Raw genomic sequence first — 18,450 nt, 5'->3', positions numbered from 1 at the left:
CGCGCGATGACATCGGAAACTCGGTTTCGGATCATGGCGGCGCTGACGGCGCTCGCGACCAGCCTGGGTGCCGGCTACGCGGCGTCGGAGAGCGCAAGCCACGCCCTCGCCTCGCCGGAAAGCTTTGCCGGGATCGAGAATGTCGAGCAGCGCTCCGCGGCGATCTTCACCGAACTCGGCAAGGTCCTGACCCATCCGCGCTGCACCAACTGCCACCCCGCCGGCGACAGCCCCCGGCAAGGCGATATCAGCCGCCTGCACCAGCCACCGGTCACGCGCGGTGCCGATGGCCACGGCAAGGACGCCATGCGCTGTTCGATCTGCCACCAGCACGCCAATTTCGATCCCGGTCGTGTGCCCGGACATCCGGAATGGCACCTCGCGCCGCGCGAGATGGCATGGGCTGGCAAGACCGTCGGCGAGATTTGCGCGCAGCTCCGGGACCCCGCACGCAATGGCGGCCGCAAGGTCGAGGACCTGATCGACCATATCGGCAAGGACACGCTGGTCGGCTGGGCCTGGCATCCCGGCTTCGGCCGCTCGCCGGCGCCGGGCACGCAGGCGCAGGCCGGCGCGCTGGTCGAGGCCTGGGTGAAGACCGGCGCGGCCTGTCCCGCGCCGTAACGCATGATCGGGAGAAGTGCACTGCGCTCTTCCGATAAGATCATGCGCAAACAAAGAGCGCGAAAATTCAGTGGCGCTTGAAGTACTGCACGTCGCGCTCGTGCTTCTCGGCCGCGGCGCGTGACTTGAAGGTGCCTAGATTGCGGCGCTTGCCGGTCTTCGGATTGACCTTGCGGGAATACAGCCGATACTCGCCGGAACGCAGCTTGCGGATCATGACGTCGCCTCGCCAATGCCTTTCGCTATTCAACGAGACGCTAGCGTGAGCGTTCCTGCTTGATCAGAAGCAAAGATTGGTCACGGCATTGCCGCGCTTGTCCTTGATGACATAGGGACAGCGGGCCCGCTCCAGCGCCTTCTTGGCATCCTCGTCGCCGAGCGCGGCCGCCCGCTCGTAATAGGCCTTGGCGGCATCGGTATCCTTCGGCCCGCCGCGACCGGCCTGCGCGAACGCCCCCATCCGCTCCAGCGCGCCCGGGTGGTTCTGCGCCGCCGCCTTCTCGAACAACGCCCGCGCACCGGCATCGTCCTGCGCGCCGCCCTTGCCTTCGGCGAGCATCATGCCGAGCTGGTACTGCGCCTCGGCATTGGTCTCGGCGGACCTGGCGAGCAATTCGCGTGCACGTGCCGGATCCGCAGCCGCGCTGCCGCCGAGCGCCGCCAGATTGCTGACGCCGCGCGCATTGCCGGCCTGCGCCGCGCGCTCGAACAATTTGCGCGCCTGCGCCTCGTCCTTGGCGACGCTAGTGCCATTGCCATAGAGCACACCAAGTTCGACCATCGCCGAGGTCGAACCCTTGTCGGCGGCCTTGCGCCAGGCACTTGCCGCTTCCAGCGTCTGCTTGTTGGCGGCATAGGCGCGGCCGAGTTCGTACATCGCCCGACGTGAGGCCTTTGCCGCCACCGCGCAATATTTGATCGCGGTCGCAATATCCGCCGGCGCGATCTCGGGCACCCCCTTCACGTCGGCCGGCTTGTCAGGATCGGTGGGATCGGCAGCGAGCCGGTCGCACAGCACGAGGTCGGCCGATTGCGCGTGAGCGAGTGCGGGCACGGCCAGCGCCGCGGCAAAGGCAATTGCATGGAGGGATCTGAACATGACCGGCAGGTTGCGTCGCGGTGCAGGCAAATTCAAGGCTCGAGCCCGGTCTCGCGCAGCACCGGCGCGATGTCAGCCGACGACAGATAGCGTAGCAGATGATCGGCCGCCGCAGCGCGTTGCGATGCGACCATACGGCCGGCGGAGAACACAGCGGGTGTCTGCAATTCCAGGGGAAGCGGCCCGACGACCTCGATGCCGTCGATCTGCTTCAACTCGCTGATCTGCTGGATCGCGAGATCGGCTTCACCGCTGATGAGCTTTTCGGCGGTGAACCCGACGGGAATGATCACCGCGCGCGCGTTGATTTCCGCGGCGATGCGGAGCTGCTCGATCAGCCGCGCGAACAGGATACCGCTGGCGCCAAGCCGCGAGTAAGCCACCGCCCGCGCGCCGAGCAGCGCCGAACGCAGCGCGGCTTCGGTTGCGATGTCGGGATGCATGGCGCCCGCCTGCACCGCGACGCCGACATAGGAGCGCGCGAGATCGATCGCGCTGTCCGGCGCAACGCGGCCCTCGCCGGTCATCTCGTCGAGGCCCTCGCGGGTGAGGATCACGAGATCGGCTACCTCGCCGCCGCGCAGGCGTTCGAGCAGCGCCAGCGTCGGCGCGAAGTCGGCATCGATCGCGACGCCGCTTGCCGCCTGGTACGCCCCGGCAAGGCGCGCAATCGCGCCCTTGAGCGCCAGCGTCGAGAGCACGCGGACCGAATTGTCTCTTCCGCTCATGCCCGGCGCATCAGCTTGAGCGCGGCGGTGAGGCGGAGGCTGCGCTTGCCCGCCAGCGCGGTCGCTTCCAGCACGGCGCCCTCCGCGTCGCAGGTGCCGGCAAAGCCGATGCCGACCTCATGGCCGCCGAAGATCGCATCCTCGCCGATTGCCGAGGTGTGCTCCTGGTTGAGGATCTGGCCCTTCCAGCGGCCCTGCTCGGAGGTGTAGGTGCCAAGATAATAGAAGAACGCATCGCCGCCGAGGATGCGGCCGTTGTTCAGCAGCATCACGCCGGTGAGGCCGCCATCGACACCGTCGAGCACGCGGATCCGGATCGCGTAGAGGCCGTTGACGATACCGCCCTCGCCGACCCCGCCGGCGATCGGGATGTCGTCTTCGGTGATCGGCGTCATCACCGACTGGAACGGCACGCCGGGCAGCTCCTTGAGTTCGCCGTTGAAACGGTAGAGCTCCCCGTCGGGTCCGCCGGTGGCGATGAGCGTTGCATCGTCGGTGCCGGCCATTGCCCGATAGTTCGGATCGGGGTTGTGGCGGACGGTCTGGATCTCGACCGCGACCACGTCGCCGTCCTTCTTGTAGGTGCCGATATGGGCGAATGCAGAGTTGCCGCCGAGCATCCTGCCGTCGCCGACATACATCACGCTGCGGCCGACCGCACCGCCCAGCTCGAACCGGACCTTGTAAAACCCCTCAAACAAGCGCCGTGTCCCCGGCAGCCAACATGCAATCGTTATCTAGCGCGGTTCATAACGTAGCGAAACCGCTTTCGCCGGCAAGCTGCCTGCAAAGGCTGCCGTTAAAATGCAAAGGTCCGCCAAGGCATTCGCCCGGGCGGACCTGATTGCGGTACCGGATGCCTCCACCCGGTTCGGAGTTGCTTAGGCCGCCGCCTTTAAGCCGCAGGCTTTAAGCGGCAGCCTTGGCGCCGGTCGGCACCTCGGAGATCGTCTTCAGGATCTGCGACGCGATCTGGTAGGGGTCGCCTTGCGAGTTCGGACGACGGTCTTCCAGATAGCCCTTGTAGCCGTTGTTGACGAAAGAGTGCGGCACGCGGATCGAAGCGCCACGGTCAGCCACGCCGTAGCTGAACTTGTTCCACGGCGCGGTCTCGTGCTTGCCGGTCAGACGCTTGTCGTTGTCCGGGCCGTAGACGGCGATGTGGTCCATCAGATTCTTGTCGAAGGCCTTCATCAGGCTCTCGAAGTACTCCTTGCCGCCGACTTCGCGCATGTACTTGGTCGAGAAGTTGGCGTGCATGCCCGAGCCGTTCCAATCGGTGTCGCCGAGCGGCTTGCAGTGGAATTCGATGTCGATGCCGTAGCTCTCGGTGAGGCGCAACATCAGATAGCGGGCCATCCACATCTGGTCAGCGGCGGTCTTGGAGCCCTTGCCGAAGATCTGGAATTCCCACTGGCCCTTCGCCACTTCGGCGTTGATGCCTTCGTGGTTGATGCCGGCGGCGAGGCAGAGATTGAGATGCTCTTCGACGATCTTGCGGGCGACACTGCCGACGTTCTTGTAGCCGACGCCGGTGTAGTACGGGCCCTGCGGCGCCGGATAACCCTCTTCCGGGAAGCCGAGCGGACGGCCGTCCTTGTAGAAGAAGTATTCCTGCTCGAAGCCGAACCAGGCGCCTTCGTCGTCCAGAACGGTTGCGCGCTTGTTCGAGACATGCGGCGTCTTGCCGTCGGGCATCATGACTTCGCACATCACCAGCACGCCGTTCTCGCGCGCGGCGTCGGGATAGCAGGCGACCGGCTTCAGCACGCAGTCAGAGCTGTGGCCTTCAGCCTGCTGGGTGGACGAACCGTCAAAGCCCCACAGCGGAAGCTGTTCGAGGGTCGGGAACGACGCGAATTCCTTGATCTGCGTCTTACCGCGCAGGCTCGGCGTCGGCGTATATCCGTCGAGCCAGATATACTCGAGCTTGTACTTGGTCATTGAACCTCTCTGTTGATGATGCAAAACCGTGAGGAACCGAAAGCCAGTCGGCCGCCGCACGCGTACCCGGCCACCATCGGCCGGCTCTTACTAAGCAATTAAAATGCCAGTCGCTGCACTGCGGCACCCGCCCTGGTCGCGGATGTCCACAGCGGACATCGCATTTTTAGCTGCGACATAGCAGCGCGGCTGGCATGCGTCCGGGACAGGCGAAATCCGCCTCCCGATGCTCTCGACCGCCTGTTTCTCCAGCAAATCCAACCGCGACACCGCCTGCCGATTAAAGCCGCAGCAGCGCCATGTGACAGTTCGTGTCCGGCTGCCCGACCTCCGGCAACCATGGCCGAGGCCCAAGCGTTGGTCAGCTGCATCCTGCCTTGCAGGAGGCAAACCCGGACTTGCACACAGATTAGACAGACAATGACTATTTCTTGGTCAACTTGCACCCTTCCGGGCCCGGGCCGATATCAAAATGACGGTAACCGCACACGAATGAGTCGGGCGCACCATGGAGGCTCGCACCGGCCAAAGGAGACTTTGACATGATCACCACGGGCCAAGGACAAATCCAGGGATCGGCAACGATCTATCAATTCCCGGTTGGGGGCCGCGCGGCTCTCGGCGGGCGCCGCTACGGCGAGGCGCGGACGGCGCATGAGCTTTCCGCCGAGGTCGAGACCTCCGCATGCAGCGAGAGCTGGTACCATCAGGCAGCGATCGACGACGCCAAGCCGAGCCGCGATCACTGATGTCGCGACAACAAAGGGGCACGACATCAAAACGTCAGACGGCGTCACAACACTAGCAAAGGGTCGGAACGAAACGTTTCGGCCCTTTTTTCATGCCAGCTCGCAGGCCGTCACCGGCCGCTTCGCATGCCGGAGCCTGATCGGGCCGGCACGGCTGAACGCCAACGTGACACCGCTGCCCTTGTAGCGCGTGCCCGCCAGCGACAGGCGTTTCGTCAACGTCACCGCCTTGCCGTCGAGTTGCAGATGCGCGCGGGTATCCCCGTCGAAGAACGCCGCTATGAACTGTGTGCCGTCGGCGCAGCGATAATTCCGGAAGGCGGACTGCGCCGTCACCGTCGAGGAACCGAACACCCCGCAAAGAATTGCGCCGATCACAATGACGGCCGCGCGATAAGTCATATTCTCCTCCCGGCGGGCCGGCTATAGACCTGTCTGCGCCGATCCATTCGCGCCAAGACTGAGCCAGGATCTCAACAGCTGCAACAGGCCCGCCCGATGTCAGACGCCCCCGCCCGCCATCTCAATCTCGCCGGCGCCAGCAATTTCCGTGACCTTGGCGGCTACCAGACGCGCGACGGCCGGACGGTGCGCTGGCGGCAGATCTTCCGCTCCAACCATCTGGCACACCTCACCGAGCAGGACGTCGCCGTGGTGCGCACGCTCGGGGTCAAGAGCGCGTTCGATTTTCGCGGCGTCACCGAGCGCGCCGAAGCGCTGTGCGGCATGACCGACATCACCGTGCATTCGCTTCCCGTCGAGCCGACGGTGGTGGCCGCGCTGCGCGAGATCGCTGGCAACCGCCAGCTCTCCGAAGCCGACGCGATCGACGTGATGCGGGATTCCTATCGCGGCTATGTCCAGGACAACACCCAGCGCTATCGCACGCTGTTTGCACATCTGCTCGAAGACCGCGCACCGCTGGTGATCCACTGCACCGCCGGCAAGGACCGCACCGGCTTCGCCTGCGCGCTGATCCTGCACGCACTCGGCGTGTCCGAGCAGGTGATCGCAGACGACTATCTGTTGACCAATCAGTTCTACAAGCGCGATCCCGCCCACAGCACCGAGCTGCCCGACGACGTCAAGCAGGTGCTCGGCACCGTGCGCGCGGCGTTCCTGGAGGCTGCGTTCGAGGCGGTCGAGGCCGACTATGGCAGCCTCGACAATTATTTCCGGGATGGCCTTGGGCTCGGCCAGGCCGAACGCAAGGCGCTCGAAGGCCGCTACCTGCAGGCCTGATAGCTTGGCTCAGGCCGCGGCGGCCTCGAGTTCGAGCTCGGCATCGAGATCGGCGATCACATCCTCGAAGGCCGAGATGGCCTGCTGGATCGCCGCGATCTGCATCAACTCCCAGCTGCTCACCGGTCCGGTGCGATTCTGGAGCGCAACCACGAGGTCACGCCGCTGCTCCTTAAGCTGAACGAGCGGTAAACCGTGATCCGGAAGATATCCCATCGAAAACCCCTGGCTTGGCTGGAGTTCCGTTTCTACGAAAAGGGTTCTGCGAACGACTTACAGAACTGCCGAAAATTTTATCCAACCACCCCACCTCCGTAGTCTTACGTAGTCAGGACGACGCGCTGGCGCTGCGTGCCACCGCATCGTTGATCGCTCCGAGCAGCGCCTGAGTGACGCAATCGGTCGCCCACTCGCTCGTATGAAGATGTTCCTGCGCACCATCGTCGAGTTCGGAGAGCGGAATTCCGGCATCGACCCATTGCCTCATCAGCGCAAAGCGGCAGAACAGGTTGGCTTTCCTGCTTGCAGCGACGTCAGCGATCATCGACATGAACTGGTTGGCGAGCTTCAGCACGTCCGGCGTGCCGACGATTGCCTGGGTGTATTGCGAATCCATCACCACGACGTCCAGCGGCAACCCGGCGAGCACATCGAGTCCCGCCTCCAATGTCGCTTGCACCTGATCGAAGTTGTAGTTCTTGTACACGGCGTTGGTGCCGACCTGCCAAATCACCATCACCGGCGCCTCGGCAATGACGTCGGACTCGATGCGCGCGAACTCTTCCGGCGCTTCCTGCCCGCCGATCCCCCGGTTGATGATGTCGATCATGCGGCCGAACGACTGCTTCTGGTTCCTCCACAACATCTCCAGCCGGGGCGGAAACGGGAGAATTCGGTCGGCTCCAGCGGTCGATGATGATCCGAGAGCAACGATCTTGACCTTGCGCTCGCGTTCGAGCGCCTGCGCAAGATGCGGCAATCCGTAACTGAACTTGACGAGTTCGAGATGGGTTTCGCACGGCCTCGGTGTCGGCATCGCAAACATCCTTGGGGTGAATGAACGAATGAATGCGCGCAGTAGGAGGCGAAATCGGCGGCATTGCAAATGAATTCCGCCTGATCATAGTGGTCGCAGTCAGTTGCGTTTACGGAGACCGCCATGAACGGAAAAGCCATCGTCATCACAGGCGCCCTCGGCGCGCTTGGCAAAGTGGTCGCCGCGGAAGCCCTGGCGCGCGGCGCGCGGATTGCCGGCGTCGATCACGCCGCCTCGCAGCTTGCGTCGACGGCTGATCGTATCGAACTCGGCGGTGTCGACCTCACCGATACCGCGCAGGCAAAGGCGGCGATCGACAAGGCGGCGGCGCATTTCGGCCGGCTCGACGGGTTGATCAACATCGCCGGCGGTTTCACCTTCGAGGCGGTGAGCGACGGCGATCCCGCGACCTGGCAGCGCATGTATGCGATGAACGTGATGACCGCGTTCAACACCTCGCATGCCGCGATCCCGCATCTCGTCAAATCCGGCGCCGGCCGGATCGTCAATATCGGCGCGCTGGGCGCGTTGCAGGCGGCGTCCGGCATGGGACCCTATGCGGCATCGAAGGCCGGTGTGCACCGCCTCACCGAGTCGCTCGCCGCCGAGCTCAAGGGCAAGGTCACGGTCAACGCCGTGCTGCCCTCGATCATCGACACCGCGGCCAATCGCGCCGCGATGCCGAAGGCCGATATCTCCAAATGGGTGACGCCGAAGGAACTCGCCGACGTCATCCTGTTCCTGGCCAGCGACGCCGCCAGCGCTGTCACCGGCGCGCTGCTGCCGGTCAATGGCCGGGTTTAGGCGGTTCGCCGATTGAACGCTTAGTCGGCAACCAGCAGCCGCAGCTTTGACCTGAAGCGAATGCTCTGCTTGCCGGCGAGTGCCATGCCGTCGCCTTCGGCGGTCTCATCGGTATAAGTTCCGGTGAAGCCGATGGTGACCACCTTGCGTTCCCATACCGGGCGCGCGCCATAGGTGGGCGAGTGCTCCTGGTTGGTGACCTCGCCCTTCCACTTGCCGTCGGCCGCCGTGTAGCTGCCATAGGCAAAGAAGAACGAGTCGCCGCCCCGCATCTGACCGTCACGCAGCACCATCACGCCCTGGTTTCCGCCAGAGACGCCGTCGAGGAATTCGACAGTGATGTGGTAGAGCCCGTTCCGGATCATGAAGATGCTTGCGCCTTCCAGGCCCGACAATACCTGTCTGGCCGAGCTTTGGGCAATTGCATCCGCCTCGGCCGGCGCAATTCCGCGCTATGCTGCGGCACCGAGTCGCGGCCGACGCCGCAGGAGCCTGCCCGTTGGAAACCGCGCTTTATCTGCCCGTCAAACGCTTCCTCGAAAAGCTCGGCTTCACGGTGAAGGGCGAGATCGGTGGCTGTGACCTCGTGGCGCTCAGCGCCGACGATCCGCCCGTCGTCGTGGTCGGAGAGCTCAAGCTCGCCTTCAATCTCGAACTGATCTTGCAGGCGGTCGACCGCGCCGGCGCTGCCGACGAGGTGTGGATCGCGGCCAAGGTTTCAGCCCGCGGCAAGGGTCGCGAGAGCGACGCGCGCTATCGCAATCTGTGCCGGCGGCTCGGCTTCGGCATGCTCGGCGTCACCGACCGCGGCGACGTCGAGGTGCTGGTGCCGCCGCCGACTGCGGCACCGCGTCGCAATCCGAAGAAGCGCTCGCGGCTGATCACCGAGCATCGCAAGCGCAAGGGCGATCCCGCGATGGGCGGCTCGACACGGGCGCCGATCATGACCGCCTATCGCCAGCAGGCGCTGGCCTGCGCCTGTGCGATGTCGGATGGGCCCCGGCGGCTCCGCGACCTGCGTGTCGAGATTCCGGACGCCGGCAAGATCCTGCAGCATAATGTCTATGGCTGGTTCGATCGCGCCGAGCGGGGCATCTATGTGCTGACCGATGCCGGTCGCGCCGCGCTCAAGCGCTGGCCGCAGCAGCCGATCACTACGTCAGGGGCGGAAGCCGCCCCGTAAGGCATGATCCGGAAAAGTGCCAAGCGGTTTTCCGAAGAGATCACGCTCAAACAAGAGGGGGAGATCATGATCGTCGTCACCGGCAGCGTCACCGCCCGCCCCGGCAGCTTTGACGAGGTACGGCGATTGAGCCTTGAGCATGTCCATCACTCGCGCACCGAGCCCGGATGCATCTCGCACGCGGTGCATGTCGACTGCGAGAATCCGCTCAGGCTGGTGTTTTTCGAGCAATGGGCCGACCGCGCCGCGCTGGCAGCGCATTTTGCGGTCCCCGCGTCGCGCGACTTTGTCCGCTCGCTGCAATCCCTGGCGGCCGCCGCGACCACGATCGAACTTTATGACGCTCACAAAATTGAGAGACTCTAGCTGCATGGCTGGATTGCCATGCCACATTCATATTGCAATGCAACATTGGGCACCTTACGTATCTCCCGCGATTCAAGGATGAGGCGGCGATGAGCGGAGACTGGAACACCAAATACGGCACAAGGCGCGTGCGGCATGATCCGCCGACGCTGGAGGAAGCAATCTTCGCTGCCATCGGCATCACCGATGACGTCGAAGCCCAGGCCGAGATTGCCTCGTCCTTGATGGGGCTGCCCTATGACGAGGTGCTGGCCGAGGTGAAGAAGACCGCGCGCGTCAGCGCCCGCACCGGCACAGCGACCCGGGTGATCGCCGGCGAACAGGGCGCGCAGCGCTCCGTCGTGGTCGAGCGCCGCGTGGTCCGCCGCTTTGCCACCGACAAGCGCACCGGCACCTGAAAACAACATCCGTTGGTTCAAAGAAAAAGGGCAATCCACTGAGTGGATTGCCCTTTTTGCGTCTCGTCCGATATCTCAGCTTCAGGCTGCTCGGCCCCAGCCGGACATCTGCATCACCATTCGCCAATAGGCGCGGTTCATGTCGACGATCGCGCGTGCAGCCTCGACCGGCGTCACCGGAGCGATCGGCGGTGCCGGCTCAGGCTGGTGCTGCTCGGTCAGGTCGATGCTCCCGGTCGACTCACCGTGACGGAAGGTCAGCTGCGCACCGAACTTGGTGGCAAGTGCCCGCATCGCATCGTTCTGCGCGCCGGTGGTGATGCGCAGGCTGCCGTAGCCCTTGGCATGCGCCTCGGTGATCAGCTTGCGGAACAGCGTGCTGCCGACGCCTTTGCGCCGTGCCGACCGCTCGACGCTGAAAGCGATCTCGGGCTGCGCATCCGGTGACTGCTCCGGCGGGTGCAGCTCGGCCGCGCCGCGGACCACGCCATCCTCGAAATAGGCGATGATGACGGTGCCGTCGTTGGCGCAGCGCTCAGCATAGCGGCGGATAAAACTGTCGTCGATGAAGCCATGAAAACGATCATGACGGCTGGTTCGATCCAGTCTCAGCAGATGATCGCGCAGCAGGGGAAGCTCCTCCTGCTGGCTCAACGTCCGCACGGTACCCCGGGCAGAGGTCGAACTGGTGGAATCGTGGTTCATTTCATAACTCCTCTTGGTAGCCCTCGAGGAGGCGTCGACTCCCTAACCCGCCCTATATTGTGCGCCGCACCATATAATTCAAGTACTGAGATTCATTTGAATAAACAATGATGTGATTGGCAAATCACATCATCACCTCATCATAATACGAGTTGGGTCTGGGTGATCACCGCAACGAGCTTGCCGTCTTCCGTCTCCAACCGGGTCTGCCAGACCTGGGTCCGCCGGCCCCGATGAACCGGTGTGGCCGTCGCGATCACGGTACTCCCCTCCTTGGCTCCACCGATGAAGTTGGTCTTGCTCTCCAGCGTCGTGGTGCCCTTGGCGTCCTCCGGCAGGTTGATCACGGTGGCGGCAGCGCCGACCGAGTCCGCGAAGGCCATCACAGCGCCTCCGTGGATCGTGTTGCGGAGGGTGCAGAGGTCCGGCCGCACCAGCATCTTTGCGACCACGCGATCCTGACTGGCCTCGGTGAAGGTGACGCCCTTCAGTTCCGCAAACGGCATCTTCATCGACTGGATCTTTTCGAGCGGCGTCATGGGCACTCCCTGCTGGTGGTCTTCTTCGAGGTTGATAGCAGCATGATGGATTGCTCGGCCGGGCCCGGCAATGACGTCCGAGGTAATGGCGACCATGACGTTATGTCGTCCGTGACAAGGGGCCGCCGAGCCTGCATATCGTCGCCGATGCGTGACTTCCCTCCCCGCCGGATCGTCTGCCTGACCGAAGAGACGGTCGAGACGCTGTACCTGCTCGGCGAGCAGGACCGCATCGTCGGCGTCTCCGGCTACGCCGTGCGGCCGCCGCAGGTCCGCCGCGAGAAGCCGCGGGTGTCTGCGTTCATCTCCGCCGACATTCCGAAGATCTTGGCGCTCGACCCCGATCTGGTGCTCGCCTTCTCCGACCTGCAAGCCGACATCGTCGCCGATCTCGTGCGCGCCGGCATCGCTGTCCATGTCTTCAACCAGCGTGACGTCGCCGGCATCCTCGCGATGATCCGCACCCTGGCTGCGATGGTGGGCGCAGCCGATCGCGGCGAACAGCTCGCTGCGGGCTACGAACAACGGCTGGCCGCGATCGGGGCAACACCGCGGCCGGCGCCGCGGCCAAAAGTCTATTTCGAGGAATGGGACGATCCTCTGATCAGCGGCATCGGCTGGGTGTCCGAGCTGATCGAGATCGCCGGCGGCGCGGACGCGCTGCCGCATCTGCGCGCACACAAGGCCGCCCGGGATCGCATCGTCTCGGCTGAAGCCGTCCGCGAGGCGATGCCCGACGTGATCCTGGCCTCCTGGTGCGGCAAGAAGGTGGTGCCCGACCGCATCCGCAGGCGTGACGGCTGGAATGACGTTCCGGCCGTGCGCAACGACCGCATCGTCGAGATCAAGTCGCCGATCATCCTCCAGCCCGGCCCCGCCGCGCTGACCGATGGGCTCGATGCGATCGTGAAGGCGTTGTGGGGAATGCTAGGTAGGTTTCACCCCGTCATTGCGAGCCAACGGGTCGCGCGAACGCGCGCCCGATGACAGGCTCCGCGAAGCAATCCATCTCACCGCAAGCGGCACTATGGATAGCTTCGTCGCTTCGCTCCTCGCAATGACGAGCAGAACCTGCGAACCTACGCCTTCTCCACCCCGCACCATTCCGCGATGAACAGCGCGGTTGCCTTGGTCGACTGCCGTAGCGAGTCCAGCTCGACATACTCGTTGAAGCCGTGCATCGCCGCGCCGCTGGCGCCGAAGCACAGGCTCGGGATGTCGTAGTTCAAGCCGTAGAACCGTGTGTCGGTCAGTGCGGTGAAGGCGCGGTCCTCCACCGCCCCGCCATAGACCGCCTGGTGCGCCTTGGCGAAGGCGGCTTCCGGCGCCTCGGAGTTCACCAGCTCGTAGCCTTCCGACAGGAAGCCCGACCATTCCACCTGCGGCGGATTGTTGGAGAGGAAGCGGTGGTCGCGGGCAGCCGCCGACACGCAGGCCAGAATCTCCTTCTGGCACTCGGCGATCGACCAGCCCGGCAGCACCGCGATGCGGCAGTCGACGTCGCACCAGGCCGGCACGCTGGAAGCCCAGTCGCCACCCTTGATGATGCCGGGGTTGAAGTTGATCGGATGATTGACGTCCTTGAAATGCTTGTCGGCCCTGGCGCGCTCGTTCCAGGCGATCTCGAGCTTCTCCAGCGCATGCACCAGATGATATGCCGCCATGATCGCGTTCGAGCCGGCACCGGCCTCGAACACATGCACCGGGAAGCCGCGCACCTTCAGGCGGAACCAGATCACGCCGACCTGCGAGCGGATCATCGTGCCGTTGGTCGGCTCCGGGATGAAGCAGGCATCGGCGCGATAGCCGCGCTGCAAGGTCGAGAGCGCGCCGACGCCGGTGCTCTCCTCCTCGATCACGGACTGGAAGTGGATCCGCGCCGTCGGCTTCAGCCCGGCCTTCTTGATCGCATCCAGCGCGTAGAGCGCGGCGATGGTGCCGGACTTCATGTCGCATGCACCGCGGCCATACATCTTGCCGTCCTTGATCACCGGCGAGAACGGCGGCGTCTCCCACATCTCGAGCGGGCCGGTCGGCACCACGTCGCAGTGACCCTGCAGGATCAGCGATTTGCCGGCATTGGTCGCCGGGCGGTAGGTGCCGACCACCGTACGGGCTTTCGAGAAATCATGCTCGATCGGGCCGAAGCCGCGCAGGTCCTTCAACTCGTCGAGATTGATGTGCCAGTCGTCGACCTCATAGCCACGCTCGCGCAGCAAATCGCCGATCATGTCCTGGCATGGCCCCTCGGCGCCGCGAGTCGAGGGGATCGCGACAAAGGCCTGCGTCGTCGCAAGCTGCGCATCGAATCCTTCGTCAACGGCGGCAAGGATTCGTTGTTGCGTCTCGGCAGTCATTCGGCAGCTCCATGGGGGACATCAGACAAGGCGGGAGCCGCAGCGTAACCTGATTTCACTCGGCCGGGTATTGCGCAAAATAGGCATCCCGCAATGCATCTTCGAGCAGACGGCCTTCGGAATAGCCATCGAGCGTCTTCGGCCGAGTCACGCCGTCGAGCAGCCGCGGACACGGCTCGGGCGCGCCAAGCACGGTGCGCACCGGAATGCGCTCGGCATAGATCGGCAACTCGTAATCCTCATCGTCGTCGGCGACGCCCTTGGCGCGCACCTTGGCCGAGGCCTCCTCGATCTCCATCGCGATGAACGAGGTCGCCTTGATCTCCTGCTTGTTGCTGGCGCGCAGGCCCGCGGTGCGCTCGGGAAAAAAGCGATCGACCATCGCGACGACGGCACGCTCCTTCTCTGCGGGGTCGGTCACGAGATAGGCGGAGCCGAACGCCATCACCGCGCGATAGTCGGCCGAGTGGTTGAAGCCGCAGCGCGCCAGCACCAGGCTGTCGAGATGGGCGACAGTCAGGCACACCCGCTGCCCCTCCGACTGGTTCTCCAGCATCCGGCTCGCGCTCGAGCCGTGCCAGTAGAGCCTGGTACCCTCGCGCCAGAAGAAGGTCGGCGTGCAATAGGGCTGGCCGTCGATCACGTAGGAGACGTGGCACAGCATCGAGGCATCCAGGATCTTGTGCACGGTGGCCTGGTCGTAGAAGCCGCGGTCATGGCGGCGCTTCACCCTGTTACGAGATGACAGCGGATAGGACGGAGTGGATGCACCTTCGGTCACGGCAGGCCTCGCATGGATTTGGAATCTTTCAAGAGTTGTAGCGGCCAATTTGGTCTGCGATAGTGCCAATTCCATGCGAAAAATTCCGACCAATTTGCGCAAGCCTTCGGCCGGCAAGGCCGACTTGCCGCTCGACCTCGCCGACCCCCACGTGACGCCGGGCGCGGCCTCGCAGCAGCGGCTGTATCAGGCGCTGTGCCGCGCGATCGTCGGCGGCCTGGTCAAGCCGGGCGAGCCGCTGCCGCCGTCGCGTGCGCTGGCCAGGCAGACCGGCTTCCGCCGCAACGCCGTCACCACGGCCTATGAGCGGCTGATCGCCGACGGCTTCGCGGTGGCGACCACGGGCTCCGGCACCTTCGTCGCCGCGCGCATCCCGGCGCAGGCCACCGCGCCCCGACGTGCGAGGATCGAGATCGAGCCGCCGCAGCACAATGCGCTGTCGCTCGGCTGCACCCATATCGACGAGCGCGCATTGCAGCGCTTCCGCGCCTTCGCCGGCAGGAGGCTGCGCGCCTTCGGCTCCGAACACCTGCACTATGGCGATCCACGCGGCAGCAGCGAACTGCGCGCCGCGATAGCGGATCATTTGCTGTCGGCACGCGGGCTGCGCTGCGACCCCGACCAGATCATGCTGGCGTCGGGCACACTGCACGCACTGCGCATCGTATTAGGGGCGATCCTCAAGCCCGGCGATCAGGTCTGGTGCGAGGATCCCGGCTATCCGGCAGCGCGGCGCGCGATCGAGCATTGCGGCTATCGCCTGGTGTCGGTGCCCGTCGATGGCTCCGGCATGCGCATCGACAAGGGGCGCGCATCCGCGTCGCAGGCCCGCGCCGCCTACGTCACGCCGTCGCATCAATTTCCGCTCGGCGTGCAGATGTCGATGCCGCGCCGGCTCGAGCTGCTGGACTGGGCCCGGGATGCCGGCGCCTTCGTGTTCGAGGACGATTACGACAGCGAGTTCCGCTATGACGGTGCGCCGCTGCTGTCGCTCGCCGGCATCGATCATCTGCGCCGCGTGATCTACATGGGCACGTTTGCGAAGACGCTGTTCCCGGGACTTCGGATCGGTTACTGCGCCTTGCCTGAAGCACTGATCGGACCGGTGACGGCGGCGCGCGCCGCGCTTGATCGCTTTCCTGGTACTCTGATGGAAGGCGCGGTCGCCGACATGCTGAACTCCGGCGCTTTCGCCGCGAACTTACGCAAATCGCGCAAGCTTTATCGCGAGGCGCGCGATGTCCTGGCATCGACGCTTCAGAATGCATCCGAGGGCGAGCTTACGGTTCCCGTGCCGTCGCAAGGCCTGCATCTCGTGGCGCGGCTCGATCCCGCAACCGATCCGCTGATCGCGGCGCAGGCGAAGGCTAACGCCGGCGTCGGCGGCTGGCTGCTTGCCGAGACCTATCATCGCGCGCGTCCATTGCCGGGTTTCGTGCTGGGATTTTCCGGTCATCCGGTTCCGCAACTCGTCGCGTCGGCGGAACAATTGGCGAAGACAACGCTGACCGCATTGCGCGCGACGCACAAGCAATCCACGAAGCCGCGGCGCGCTAGGAGAATCACGGCCACCTGACTATGGTCGCCCGTCGTTCAGTGCGTGCCAGCTTACGGAGTTACCGGATGCCCGCCAATCGCAACGTCCTGTATCTCGTGATCGCCGCGCTGGTCGTGATCGCGGGCATGCTCGGCTACAATCTCTATCAGGCCAAGAAGCAGCCCGAAGGCCTTCAGATCAATGTCGGGCCCGACGGGCTCAAGATCCAGAACAAGTGAACTAGTGAAGGAGGCTCGGATGCCGCGCATCGCATTGGTGGCGCTGGTCAGCGCCGCAGCATTCGTCGCGATGACCTACTCCGCCTCCGCGCAGCAGGCCTTGATGCGCGAAGGCGACATCGTCGACCTCAGGGTCGGTCAGCGCGTCCTCATCGACGACGGCTCGTGTCCGGCCGGGCAGATCAAGCAGGTCGTCGGCTCCAAGCTGAGCCAGAACGGCGTGGTGCGCACACATAGCTGCGTGCCACGGCTCGCCAAAAAATAAGCGCCCCGCAATCGCGAGGCGCTTCGTTCGTCACGATCCCGGCAACGCGCCGCTTAGTTCGAGATCGGCTCGAACATGCATTGCAGCGTCGGCTTGGCGATCTTGGTGAAGGTCGGGCCGATCTCGGCCTGCTTCGATGTCGGCACCCAATCGGACTCGATGGTCGGCACCCCGGTCTCGCTGATGCCGCGCAGCAGGGCGTGGCGAAGATCGGGATCATCCACCGTCGCGGCGGCGTGGTCGTGCAGGCAGCCGCAGACGGCTTCGGGATGCGTCCAGCGCCCGAGCATATGCGGCGCGCACTGGCGCACGAATTCGTCGCGCGGTTCAGCCGCCCGGTACAACGACCGGATCTGCATCGACTCGAGCGGAAGCTGGGATTGGGCCTGCGCGGAACCCGCCAGGAAGAACGATGCGAGCATCGCGGCGGAACAGATACGAAGCAACATGGGGAGCCTTTGCCAGCAGTTCTGTCTGTCGCGTCAGTTGGCCTGTGCCACGATCATCGCGGCCGGAGTGACGACAGGCGAGCCATTGTAGGAGAAGGTACCGATCCCGGGCAAACCGCTGCCCGGGGCACCAGCCATCGATGAGCCGGCCATCACGAAAGCGACGGCGAGGATCAGGCTCAGGGTCCGCATGTGGCAGTCTCCGTCATTTACGGTCGGCGCCCGGCGCCGTGGTGTTGACGGTTTGATAACGATCTGCCGTTTCCGGAGTTCTGCGGAATAAGCGGAAAATGGTTTCGTCCGCGGGAGAATTGTTTCGTCGGCCGGCGGTCCACGAAACATTCGCCGAAAAACTCCAATGTTTTCAGTCGAGACGGGGCAGCGGGGACGTTGTTCAAGATTTCGCGCGTTAGGTCACCCGCTGGACGGCCGGGGCACCGACCGCGAATTATGCATGTAGACTGAGTGCGCTACCGCGCTTTCTTAACTTTCCTCTGCTGAGACAGGAAGCAACGGAGCAAGAGCCGCGTGAACCGCTCGAGGTTCCGGGCCGACTCATCTGGTGCCGTGCAACCATCCTCGCGGTGGCACGTTGTCGTGGTCCAGATCCAACCAACGAAGGATGTCAGTCGTGGGTAATGGCAACATCGGTGTTGGCAATCAGTCCGCGACCGGCAAATCCGGCCAGCAGCAGATGACGGCCGCGATGCCTCAGCAGGGCGCCTACGTGATGGGCGACAATGAATGCGCACCGCAGAAGCTGGTTCGCCTGATCGGTTGTCGCGACTCGAACGTCCGGCCGGGCCTCAGCATCCGCGCGAAGCAGTTCGGGCAAACCCAGCGCTAGCTCCCCTATCGGTTCAGCCGACGGGGTCAAGTCCCTGGTCGTGCTATTGAATGAACTCACCACACTTCTGTACGGCGGCAGCATCGGCCGCGCCCCATGGCATGATCGGCACCGACGATGTTGAGTTCTTCGGCGAGCCCTCGATCAGCTTGTCCGAATAGACCATGTAGACCAGCACGTTGCGCTTGGCGTCGCAGCCGCGCACGATCTGCATTTTCTTGAAGAACAGCGAGCGCCGCTTGCTGAACATGTCGTCGCCCTGGCCGAGCTTGCCCTTGAAGCGGATCGGTCCGATCTGCCGGCAAGCCAGCGAGATGTCAGAGACTTCCTCGGCGAGGCCGAGCCAGCCCTTGAAGCCACCCCTCTCCGGCACCGTGAAGTGACAGGCGACGCCTTCGATCTCGGGGTCGTCGACCCCGTAGGTGGCGAGCTTGTCGTTGGGGCTCACCCATTTGAACACGGTCGAGCGGCGGAAGATCAGGTCGGGCTCGTCAGCCGCGGCTGCGGGGCCCGCCTGCCCCACGACCAACGTCGAGGCCAGCAACATCAGCGGCAACG

General features: G+C 64.5%; 28 protein-coding genes. 12 read left to right on the top strand and 16 right to left on the bottom strand.

Going from position 1 to position 18,450, the window contains the following annotated elements; all coding sequences use genetic code 11:
- The first annotated feature begins 6 nt into the window (after nt 1-6).
- Nucleotides 7-624: an Isoquinoline 1-oxidoreductase subunit gene (locus CWS35_RS22665; RefSeq protein WP_100953845.1), complete on the top strand. Its 618-nt coding sequence runs from the start codon at nt 7-9 to the stop codon at nt 622-624.
- Between the two features lie 67 nt (nt 625-691).
- Here the strand turns inward: CWS35_RS22665 and CWS35_RS22660 are convergent, their stop codons facing one another.
- From CWS35_RS22660 to CWS35_RS22640, 5 genes are all read right to left on the bottom strand, one after another.
- On the bottom strand, nt 692-841 hold the full coding sequence (locus tag CWS35_RS22660; RefSeq protein WP_016843021.1) for a hypothetical protein: 150 nt from the start codon (nt 839-841) through the stop codon (nt 692-694).
- Nucleotides 842-904: 63 nt separating this feature from the next.
- Nucleotides 905-1,723 carry a tetratricopeptide repeat protein gene (locus CWS35_RS22655; protein ID WP_100953843.1) on the bottom strand — a complete coding sequence of 273 codons (819 nt, stop codon included), beginning with the start codon at nt 1,721-1,723 and terminating at the stop codon, nt 905-907.
- A gap of 32 nt (nt 1,724-1,755) precedes the next feature.
- A complete protein-coding gene (locus CWS35_RS22650) occupies nt 1,756-2,451 on the bottom strand; it encodes a substrate-binding domain-containing protein (protein ID WP_100953841.1) in 696 nt (231 codons plus the stop codon).
- A complete protein-coding gene (locus CWS35_RS22645) occupies nt 2,448-3,152 on the bottom strand; it encodes a hypothetical protein (RefSeq protein WP_024581544.1) in 705 nt (234 codons plus the stop codon). The genes CWS35_RS22650 and CWS35_RS22645 overlap by 4 nt, the downstream gene beginning before the upstream one ends.
- A 208-nt stretch (nt 3,153-3,360) precedes the next feature.
- On the bottom strand, nt 3,361-4,395 hold the full coding sequence (locus tag CWS35_RS22640) for a glutamine synthetase beta-grasp domain-containing protein (RefSeq protein WP_024581543.1): 1,035 nt from the start codon (nt 4,393-4,395) through the stop codon (nt 3,361-3,363).
- 542 nt (nt 4,396-4,937) lie between these two features.
- On the opposite strand from CWS35_RS22640, the gene CWS35_RS22635 reads away from it, so the two are divergent.
- Nucleotides 4,938-5,144, top strand: coding sequence for a DUF2735 domain-containing protein (locus CWS35_RS22635; RefSeq protein ID WP_024581542.1), 207 nt, complete (start codon nt 4,938-4,940; stop codon nt 5,142-5,144).
- Nucleotides 5,145-5,234: 90 nt separating this feature from the next.
- On the opposite strand, the gene CWS35_RS22630 is transcribed toward CWS35_RS22635, so the two are convergent.
- Complete coding sequence (locus CWS35_RS22630; RefSeq protein WP_100953838.1) at nt 5,235-5,546, bottom strand: MliC family protein; 312 nt, start codon at nt 5,544-5,546, stop codon at nt 5,235-5,237.
- A gap of 96 nt (nt 5,547-5,642) precedes the next feature.
- Here CWS35_RS22630 and CWS35_RS22625 point away from each other — a divergent pair, with 96 nt between their 5' ends.
- Complete coding sequence (locus CWS35_RS22625; protein WP_024581540.1) at nt 5,643-6,386, top strand: tyrosine-protein phosphatase; 744 nt, start codon at nt 5,643-5,645, stop codon at nt 6,384-6,386.
- Nucleotides 6,387-6,395: 9 nt separating this feature from the next.
- Here CWS35_RS22625 and CWS35_RS22620 read toward each other — a convergent pair whose 3' ends face one another.
- Entirely contained in the window at nt 6,396-6,602 is a 207-nt protein-coding gene (locus CWS35_RS22620; protein ID WP_021079679.1) for a hypothetical protein, read from the bottom strand.
- Between the two features lie 112 nt (nt 6,603-6,714).
- Nucleotides 6,715-7,215 (bottom strand): SGNH/GDSL hydrolase family protein, encoded by a 501-nt coding sequence (locus tag CWS35_RS22615; protein WP_244442216.1) that lies wholly within the window; start codon nt 7,213-7,215, stop codon nt 6,715-6,717.
- A 330-nt stretch (nt 7,216-7,545) separates the two neighbouring features.
- Here CWS35_RS22615 and fabG point away from each other — a divergent pair, with 330 nt between their 5' ends.
- Nucleotides 7,546-8,226, top strand: coding sequence for a 3-oxoacyl-ACP reductase FabG (fabG, locus tag CWS35_RS22610; protein ID WP_100953836.1), 681 nt, complete (start codon nt 7,546-7,548; stop codon nt 8,224-8,226).
- A 20-nt stretch (nt 8,227-8,246) separates the two neighbouring features.
- Here the strand turns inward: fabG and CWS35_RS22605 are convergent, their stop codons facing one another.
- Nucleotides 8,247-8,591: a GrlR family regulatory protein gene (locus CWS35_RS22605; RefSeq protein ID WP_029879146.1), complete on the bottom strand. Its 345-nt coding sequence runs from the start codon at nt 8,589-8,591 to the stop codon at nt 8,247-8,249.
- A 134-nt stretch (nt 8,592-8,725) separates the two neighbouring features.
- Between CWS35_RS22605 and CWS35_RS22600 the strand changes: the two genes are divergently transcribed.
- The 3 genes from CWS35_RS22600 to CWS35_RS22590 all read left to right on the top strand — a co-directional run bounded on the left by CWS35_RS22600 (nt 8,726) and on the right by CWS35_RS22590 (nt 10,173).
- Nucleotides 8,726-9,409 carry a DUF2161 domain-containing phosphodiesterase gene (locus CWS35_RS22600; protein WP_024581536.1) on the top strand — a complete coding sequence of 228 codons (684 nt, stop codon included), beginning with the start codon at nt 8,726-8,728 and terminating at the stop codon, nt 9,407-9,409.
- A gap of 66 nt (nt 9,410-9,475) precedes the next feature.
- Nucleotides 9,476-9,775 carry a putative quinol monooxygenase gene (locus tag CWS35_RS22595; RefSeq protein WP_100956604.1) on the top strand — a complete coding sequence of 100 codons (300 nt, stop codon included), beginning with the start codon at nt 9,476-9,478 and terminating at the stop codon, nt 9,773-9,775.
- An 89-nt stretch (nt 9,776-9,864) separates the two neighbouring features.
- Nucleotides 9,865-10,173 (top strand): hypothetical protein, encoded by a 309-nt coding sequence (locus CWS35_RS22590; protein ID WP_024581534.1) that lies wholly within the window; start codon nt 9,865-9,867, stop codon nt 10,171-10,173.
- Between the two features lie 81 nt (nt 10,174-10,254).
- Here the strand turns inward: CWS35_RS22590 and CWS35_RS22585 are convergent, their stop codons facing one another.
- On the bottom strand, nt 10,255-10,878 hold the full coding sequence (locus tag CWS35_RS22585; RefSeq protein ID WP_100953834.1) for a GNAT family N-acetyltransferase: 624 nt from the start codon (nt 10,876-10,878) through the stop codon (nt 10,255-10,257).
- Nucleotides 10,879-11,018: 140 nt separating this feature from the next.
- A complete protein-coding gene (locus CWS35_RS22580; protein WP_024581532.1) occupies nt 11,019-11,417 on the bottom strand; it encodes a PaaI family thioesterase in 399 nt (132 codons plus the stop codon).
- 147 nt (nt 11,418-11,564) lie between these two features.
- On the opposite strand from CWS35_RS22580, the gene CWS35_RS22575 reads away from it, so the two are divergent.
- Nucleotides 11,565-12,404, top strand: coding sequence for a cobalamin-binding protein (locus CWS35_RS22575; protein WP_245438624.1), 840 nt, complete (start codon nt 11,565-11,567; stop codon nt 12,402-12,404).
- 92 nt (nt 12,405-12,496) lie between these two features.
- Here the strand turns inward: CWS35_RS22575 and CWS35_RS22570 are convergent, their stop codons facing one another.
- Both CWS35_RS22570 and CWS35_RS22565 read right to left on the bottom strand, forming a co-directional pair.
- A complete protein-coding gene (locus CWS35_RS22570) occupies nt 12,497-13,774 on the bottom strand; it encodes an ArgE/DapE family deacylase (protein ID WP_100953832.1) in 1,278 nt (425 codons plus the stop codon).
- A gap of 55 nt (nt 13,775-13,829) precedes the next feature.
- On the bottom strand, nt 13,830-14,555 hold the full coding sequence (locus tag CWS35_RS22565; protein ID WP_100953830.1) for a pyridoxamine 5'-phosphate oxidase family protein: 726 nt from the start codon (nt 14,553-14,555) through the stop codon (nt 13,830-13,832).
- A gap of 73 nt (nt 14,556-14,628) precedes the next feature.
- Here CWS35_RS22565 and CWS35_RS22560 point away from each other — a divergent pair, with 73 nt between their 5' ends.
- From CWS35_RS22560 to CWS35_RS22555, 3 genes are read left to right on the top strand one after another with little or no spacing between them, the layout of a single operon-like run.
- Nucleotides 14,629-16,131, top strand: a complete 1,503-nt coding sequence (locus tag CWS35_RS22560) for a PLP-dependent aminotransferase family protein (RefSeq protein ID WP_100953828.1) — start codon at nt 14,629-14,631, stop codon at nt 16,129-16,131.
- 47 nt (nt 16,132-16,178) lie between these two features.
- Nucleotides 16,179-16,331: a hypothetical protein gene (locus CWS35_RS39575; RefSeq protein ID WP_168200253.1), complete on the top strand. Its 153-nt coding sequence runs from the start codon at nt 16,179-16,181 to the stop codon at nt 16,329-16,331.
- Nucleotides 16,332-16,350: 19 nt separating this feature from the next.
- Nucleotides 16,351-16,596, top strand: coding sequence for a DUF6719 family protein (locus CWS35_RS22555; protein WP_029879145.1), 246 nt, complete (start codon nt 16,351-16,353; stop codon nt 16,594-16,596).
- A 53-nt stretch (nt 16,597-16,649) separates the two neighbouring features.
- On the opposite strand, the gene CWS35_RS22550 is transcribed toward CWS35_RS22555, so the two are convergent.
- Nucleotides 16,650-17,045, bottom strand: a complete 396-nt coding sequence (locus CWS35_RS22550) for a hypothetical protein (RefSeq protein WP_024581526.1) — start codon at nt 17,043-17,045, stop codon at nt 16,650-16,652.
- A 33-nt stretch (nt 17,046-17,078) separates the two neighbouring features.
- The gene (locus CWS35_RS39570) at nt 17,079-17,237 is read right to left on the bottom strand and encodes a hypothetical protein (protein ID WP_168200254.1); all 159 of its coding nucleotides are present in this window, start codon (nt 17,235-17,237) and stop codon (nt 17,079-17,081) included.
- Nucleotides 17,238-17,667: 430 nt separating this feature from the next.
- Here CWS35_RS39570 and CWS35_RS22545 point away from each other — a divergent pair, with 430 nt between their 5' ends.
- The gene (locus CWS35_RS22545; RefSeq protein ID WP_024581525.1) at nt 17,668-17,892 is read left to right on the top strand and encodes a hypothetical protein; all 225 of its coding nucleotides are present in this window, start codon (nt 17,668-17,670) and stop codon (nt 17,890-17,892) included.
- Nucleotides 17,893-17,935: 43 nt separating this feature from the next.
- Here the strand turns inward: CWS35_RS22545 and CWS35_RS22540 are convergent, their stop codons facing one another.
- Entirely contained in the window at nt 17,936-18,439 is a 504-nt protein-coding gene (locus CWS35_RS22540) for a CreA family protein (protein ID WP_100555275.1), read from the bottom strand.
- Between the last annotated feature and the right edge of the window lie 11 nt (nt 18,440-18,450).

Source organism: Bradyrhizobium sp. SK17 (assembly GCF_002831585.1).
Lineage (GTDB): Bacteria > Pseudomonadota > Alphaproteobacteria > Rhizobiales > Xanthobacteraceae > Bradyrhizobium.
This window is presented reverse-complemented; position numbering and strand designations above follow the sequence as displayed.

Excerpts from the sequence above, each read along its gene's own strand:
- CWS35_RS22665 (WP_100953845.1), top strand. The coding sequence starts at position 7 with ATGACATCGGAAACTCGGTTTCGGATCATGGCGGCGCTGACGGCGCTC.
- CWS35_RS22660 (WP_016843021.1), bottom strand. The coding sequence starts at position 841 with ATGATCCGCAAGCTGCGTTCCGGCGAGTATCGGCTGTATTCCCGCAAG.
- CWS35_RS22655 (WP_100953843.1), bottom strand. The coding sequence starts at position 1,723 with ATGTTCAGATCCCTCCATGCAATTGCCTTTGCCGCGGCGCTGGCCGTG.
- CWS35_RS22650 (WP_100953841.1), bottom strand. The coding sequence starts at position 2,451 with ATGAGCGGAAGAGACAATTCGGTCCGCGTGCTCTCGACGCTGGCGCTC.
- CWS35_RS22640 (WP_024581543.1), bottom strand. The coding sequence starts at position 4,395 with ATGACCAAGTACAAGCTCGAGTATATCTGGCTCGACGGATATACGCCG.
- CWS35_RS22635 (WP_024581542.1), top strand. The coding sequence starts at position 4,938 with ATGATCACCACGGGCCAAGGACAAATCCAGGGATCGGCAACGATCTAT.
- CWS35_RS22630 (WP_100953838.1), bottom strand. The coding sequence starts at position 5,546 with ATGACTTATCGCGCGGCCGTCATTGTGATCGGCGCAATTCTTTGCGGG.
- CWS35_RS22625 (WP_024581540.1), top strand. The coding sequence starts at position 5,643 with ATGTCAGACGCCCCCGCCCGCCATCTCAATCTCGCCGGCGCCAGCAAT.
- CWS35_RS22620 (WP_021079679.1), bottom strand. The coding sequence starts at position 6,602 with ATGGGATATCTTCCGGATCACGGTTTACCGCTCGTTCAGCTTAAGGAG.
- CWS35_RS22615 (WP_244442216.1), bottom strand. The coding sequence starts at position 7,215 with ATGATCGACATCATCAACCGGGGGATCGGCGGGCAGGAAGCGCCGGAA.
- fabG (WP_100953836.1), top strand. The coding sequence starts at position 7,546 with ATGAACGGAAAAGCCATCGTCATCACAGGCGCCCTCGGCGCGCTTGGC.
- CWS35_RS22605 (WP_029879146.1), bottom strand. The coding sequence starts at position 8,591 with ATGATCCGGAACGGGCTCTACCACATCACTGTCGAATTCCTCGACGGC.
- CWS35_RS22595 (WP_100956604.1), top strand. The coding sequence starts at position 9,476 with ATGATCGTCGTCACCGGCAGCGTCACCGCCCGCCCCGGCAGCTTTGAC.
- CWS35_RS22590 (WP_024581534.1), top strand. The coding sequence starts at position 9,865 with ATGAGCGGAGACTGGAACACCAAATACGGCACAAGGCGCGTGCGGCAT.
- CWS35_RS22585 (WP_100953834.1), bottom strand. The coding sequence starts at position 10,878 with ATGAACCACGATTCCACCAGTTCGACCTCTGCCCGGGGTACCGTGCGG.
- CWS35_RS22580 (WP_024581532.1), bottom strand. The coding sequence starts at position 11,417 with ATGACGCCGCTCGAAAAGATCCAGTCGATGAAGATGCCGTTTGCGGAA.
- CWS35_RS22575 (WP_245438624.1), top strand. The coding sequence starts at position 11,565 with ATGCGTGACTTCCCTCCCCGCCGGATCGTCTGCCTGACCGAAGAGACG.
- CWS35_RS22570 (WP_100953832.1), bottom strand. The coding sequence starts at position 13,774 with ATGACTGCCGAGACGCAACAACGAATCCTTGCCGCCGTTGACGAAGGA.
- CWS35_RS22560 (WP_100953828.1), top strand. The coding sequence starts at position 14,629 with ATGCGAAAAATTCCGACCAATTTGCGCAAGCCTTCGGCCGGCAAGGCC.
- CWS35_RS39575 (WP_168200253.1), top strand. The coding sequence starts at position 16,179 with ATGCCCGCCAATCGCAACGTCCTGTATCTCGTGATCGCCGCGCTGGTC.
- CWS35_RS22555 (WP_029879145.1), top strand. The coding sequence starts at position 16,351 with ATGCCGCGCATCGCATTGGTGGCGCTGGTCAGCGCCGCAGCATTCGTC.
- CWS35_RS22550 (WP_024581526.1), bottom strand. The coding sequence starts at position 17,045 with ATGTTGCTTCGTATCTGTTCCGCCGCGATGCTCGCATCGTTCTTCCTG.
- CWS35_RS39570 (WP_168200254.1), bottom strand. The coding sequence starts at position 17,237 with ATGCGGACCCTGAGCCTGATCCTCGCCGTCGCTTTCGTGATGGCCGGC.
- CWS35_RS22545 (WP_024581525.1), top strand. The coding sequence starts at position 17,668 with ATGTCAGTCGTGGGTAATGGCAACATCGGTGTTGGCAATCAGTCCGCG.
- CWS35_RS22540 (WP_100555275.1), bottom strand. The coding sequence starts at position 18,439 with ATGTTGCTGGCCTCGACGTTGGTCGTGGGGCAGGCGGGCCCCGCAGCC.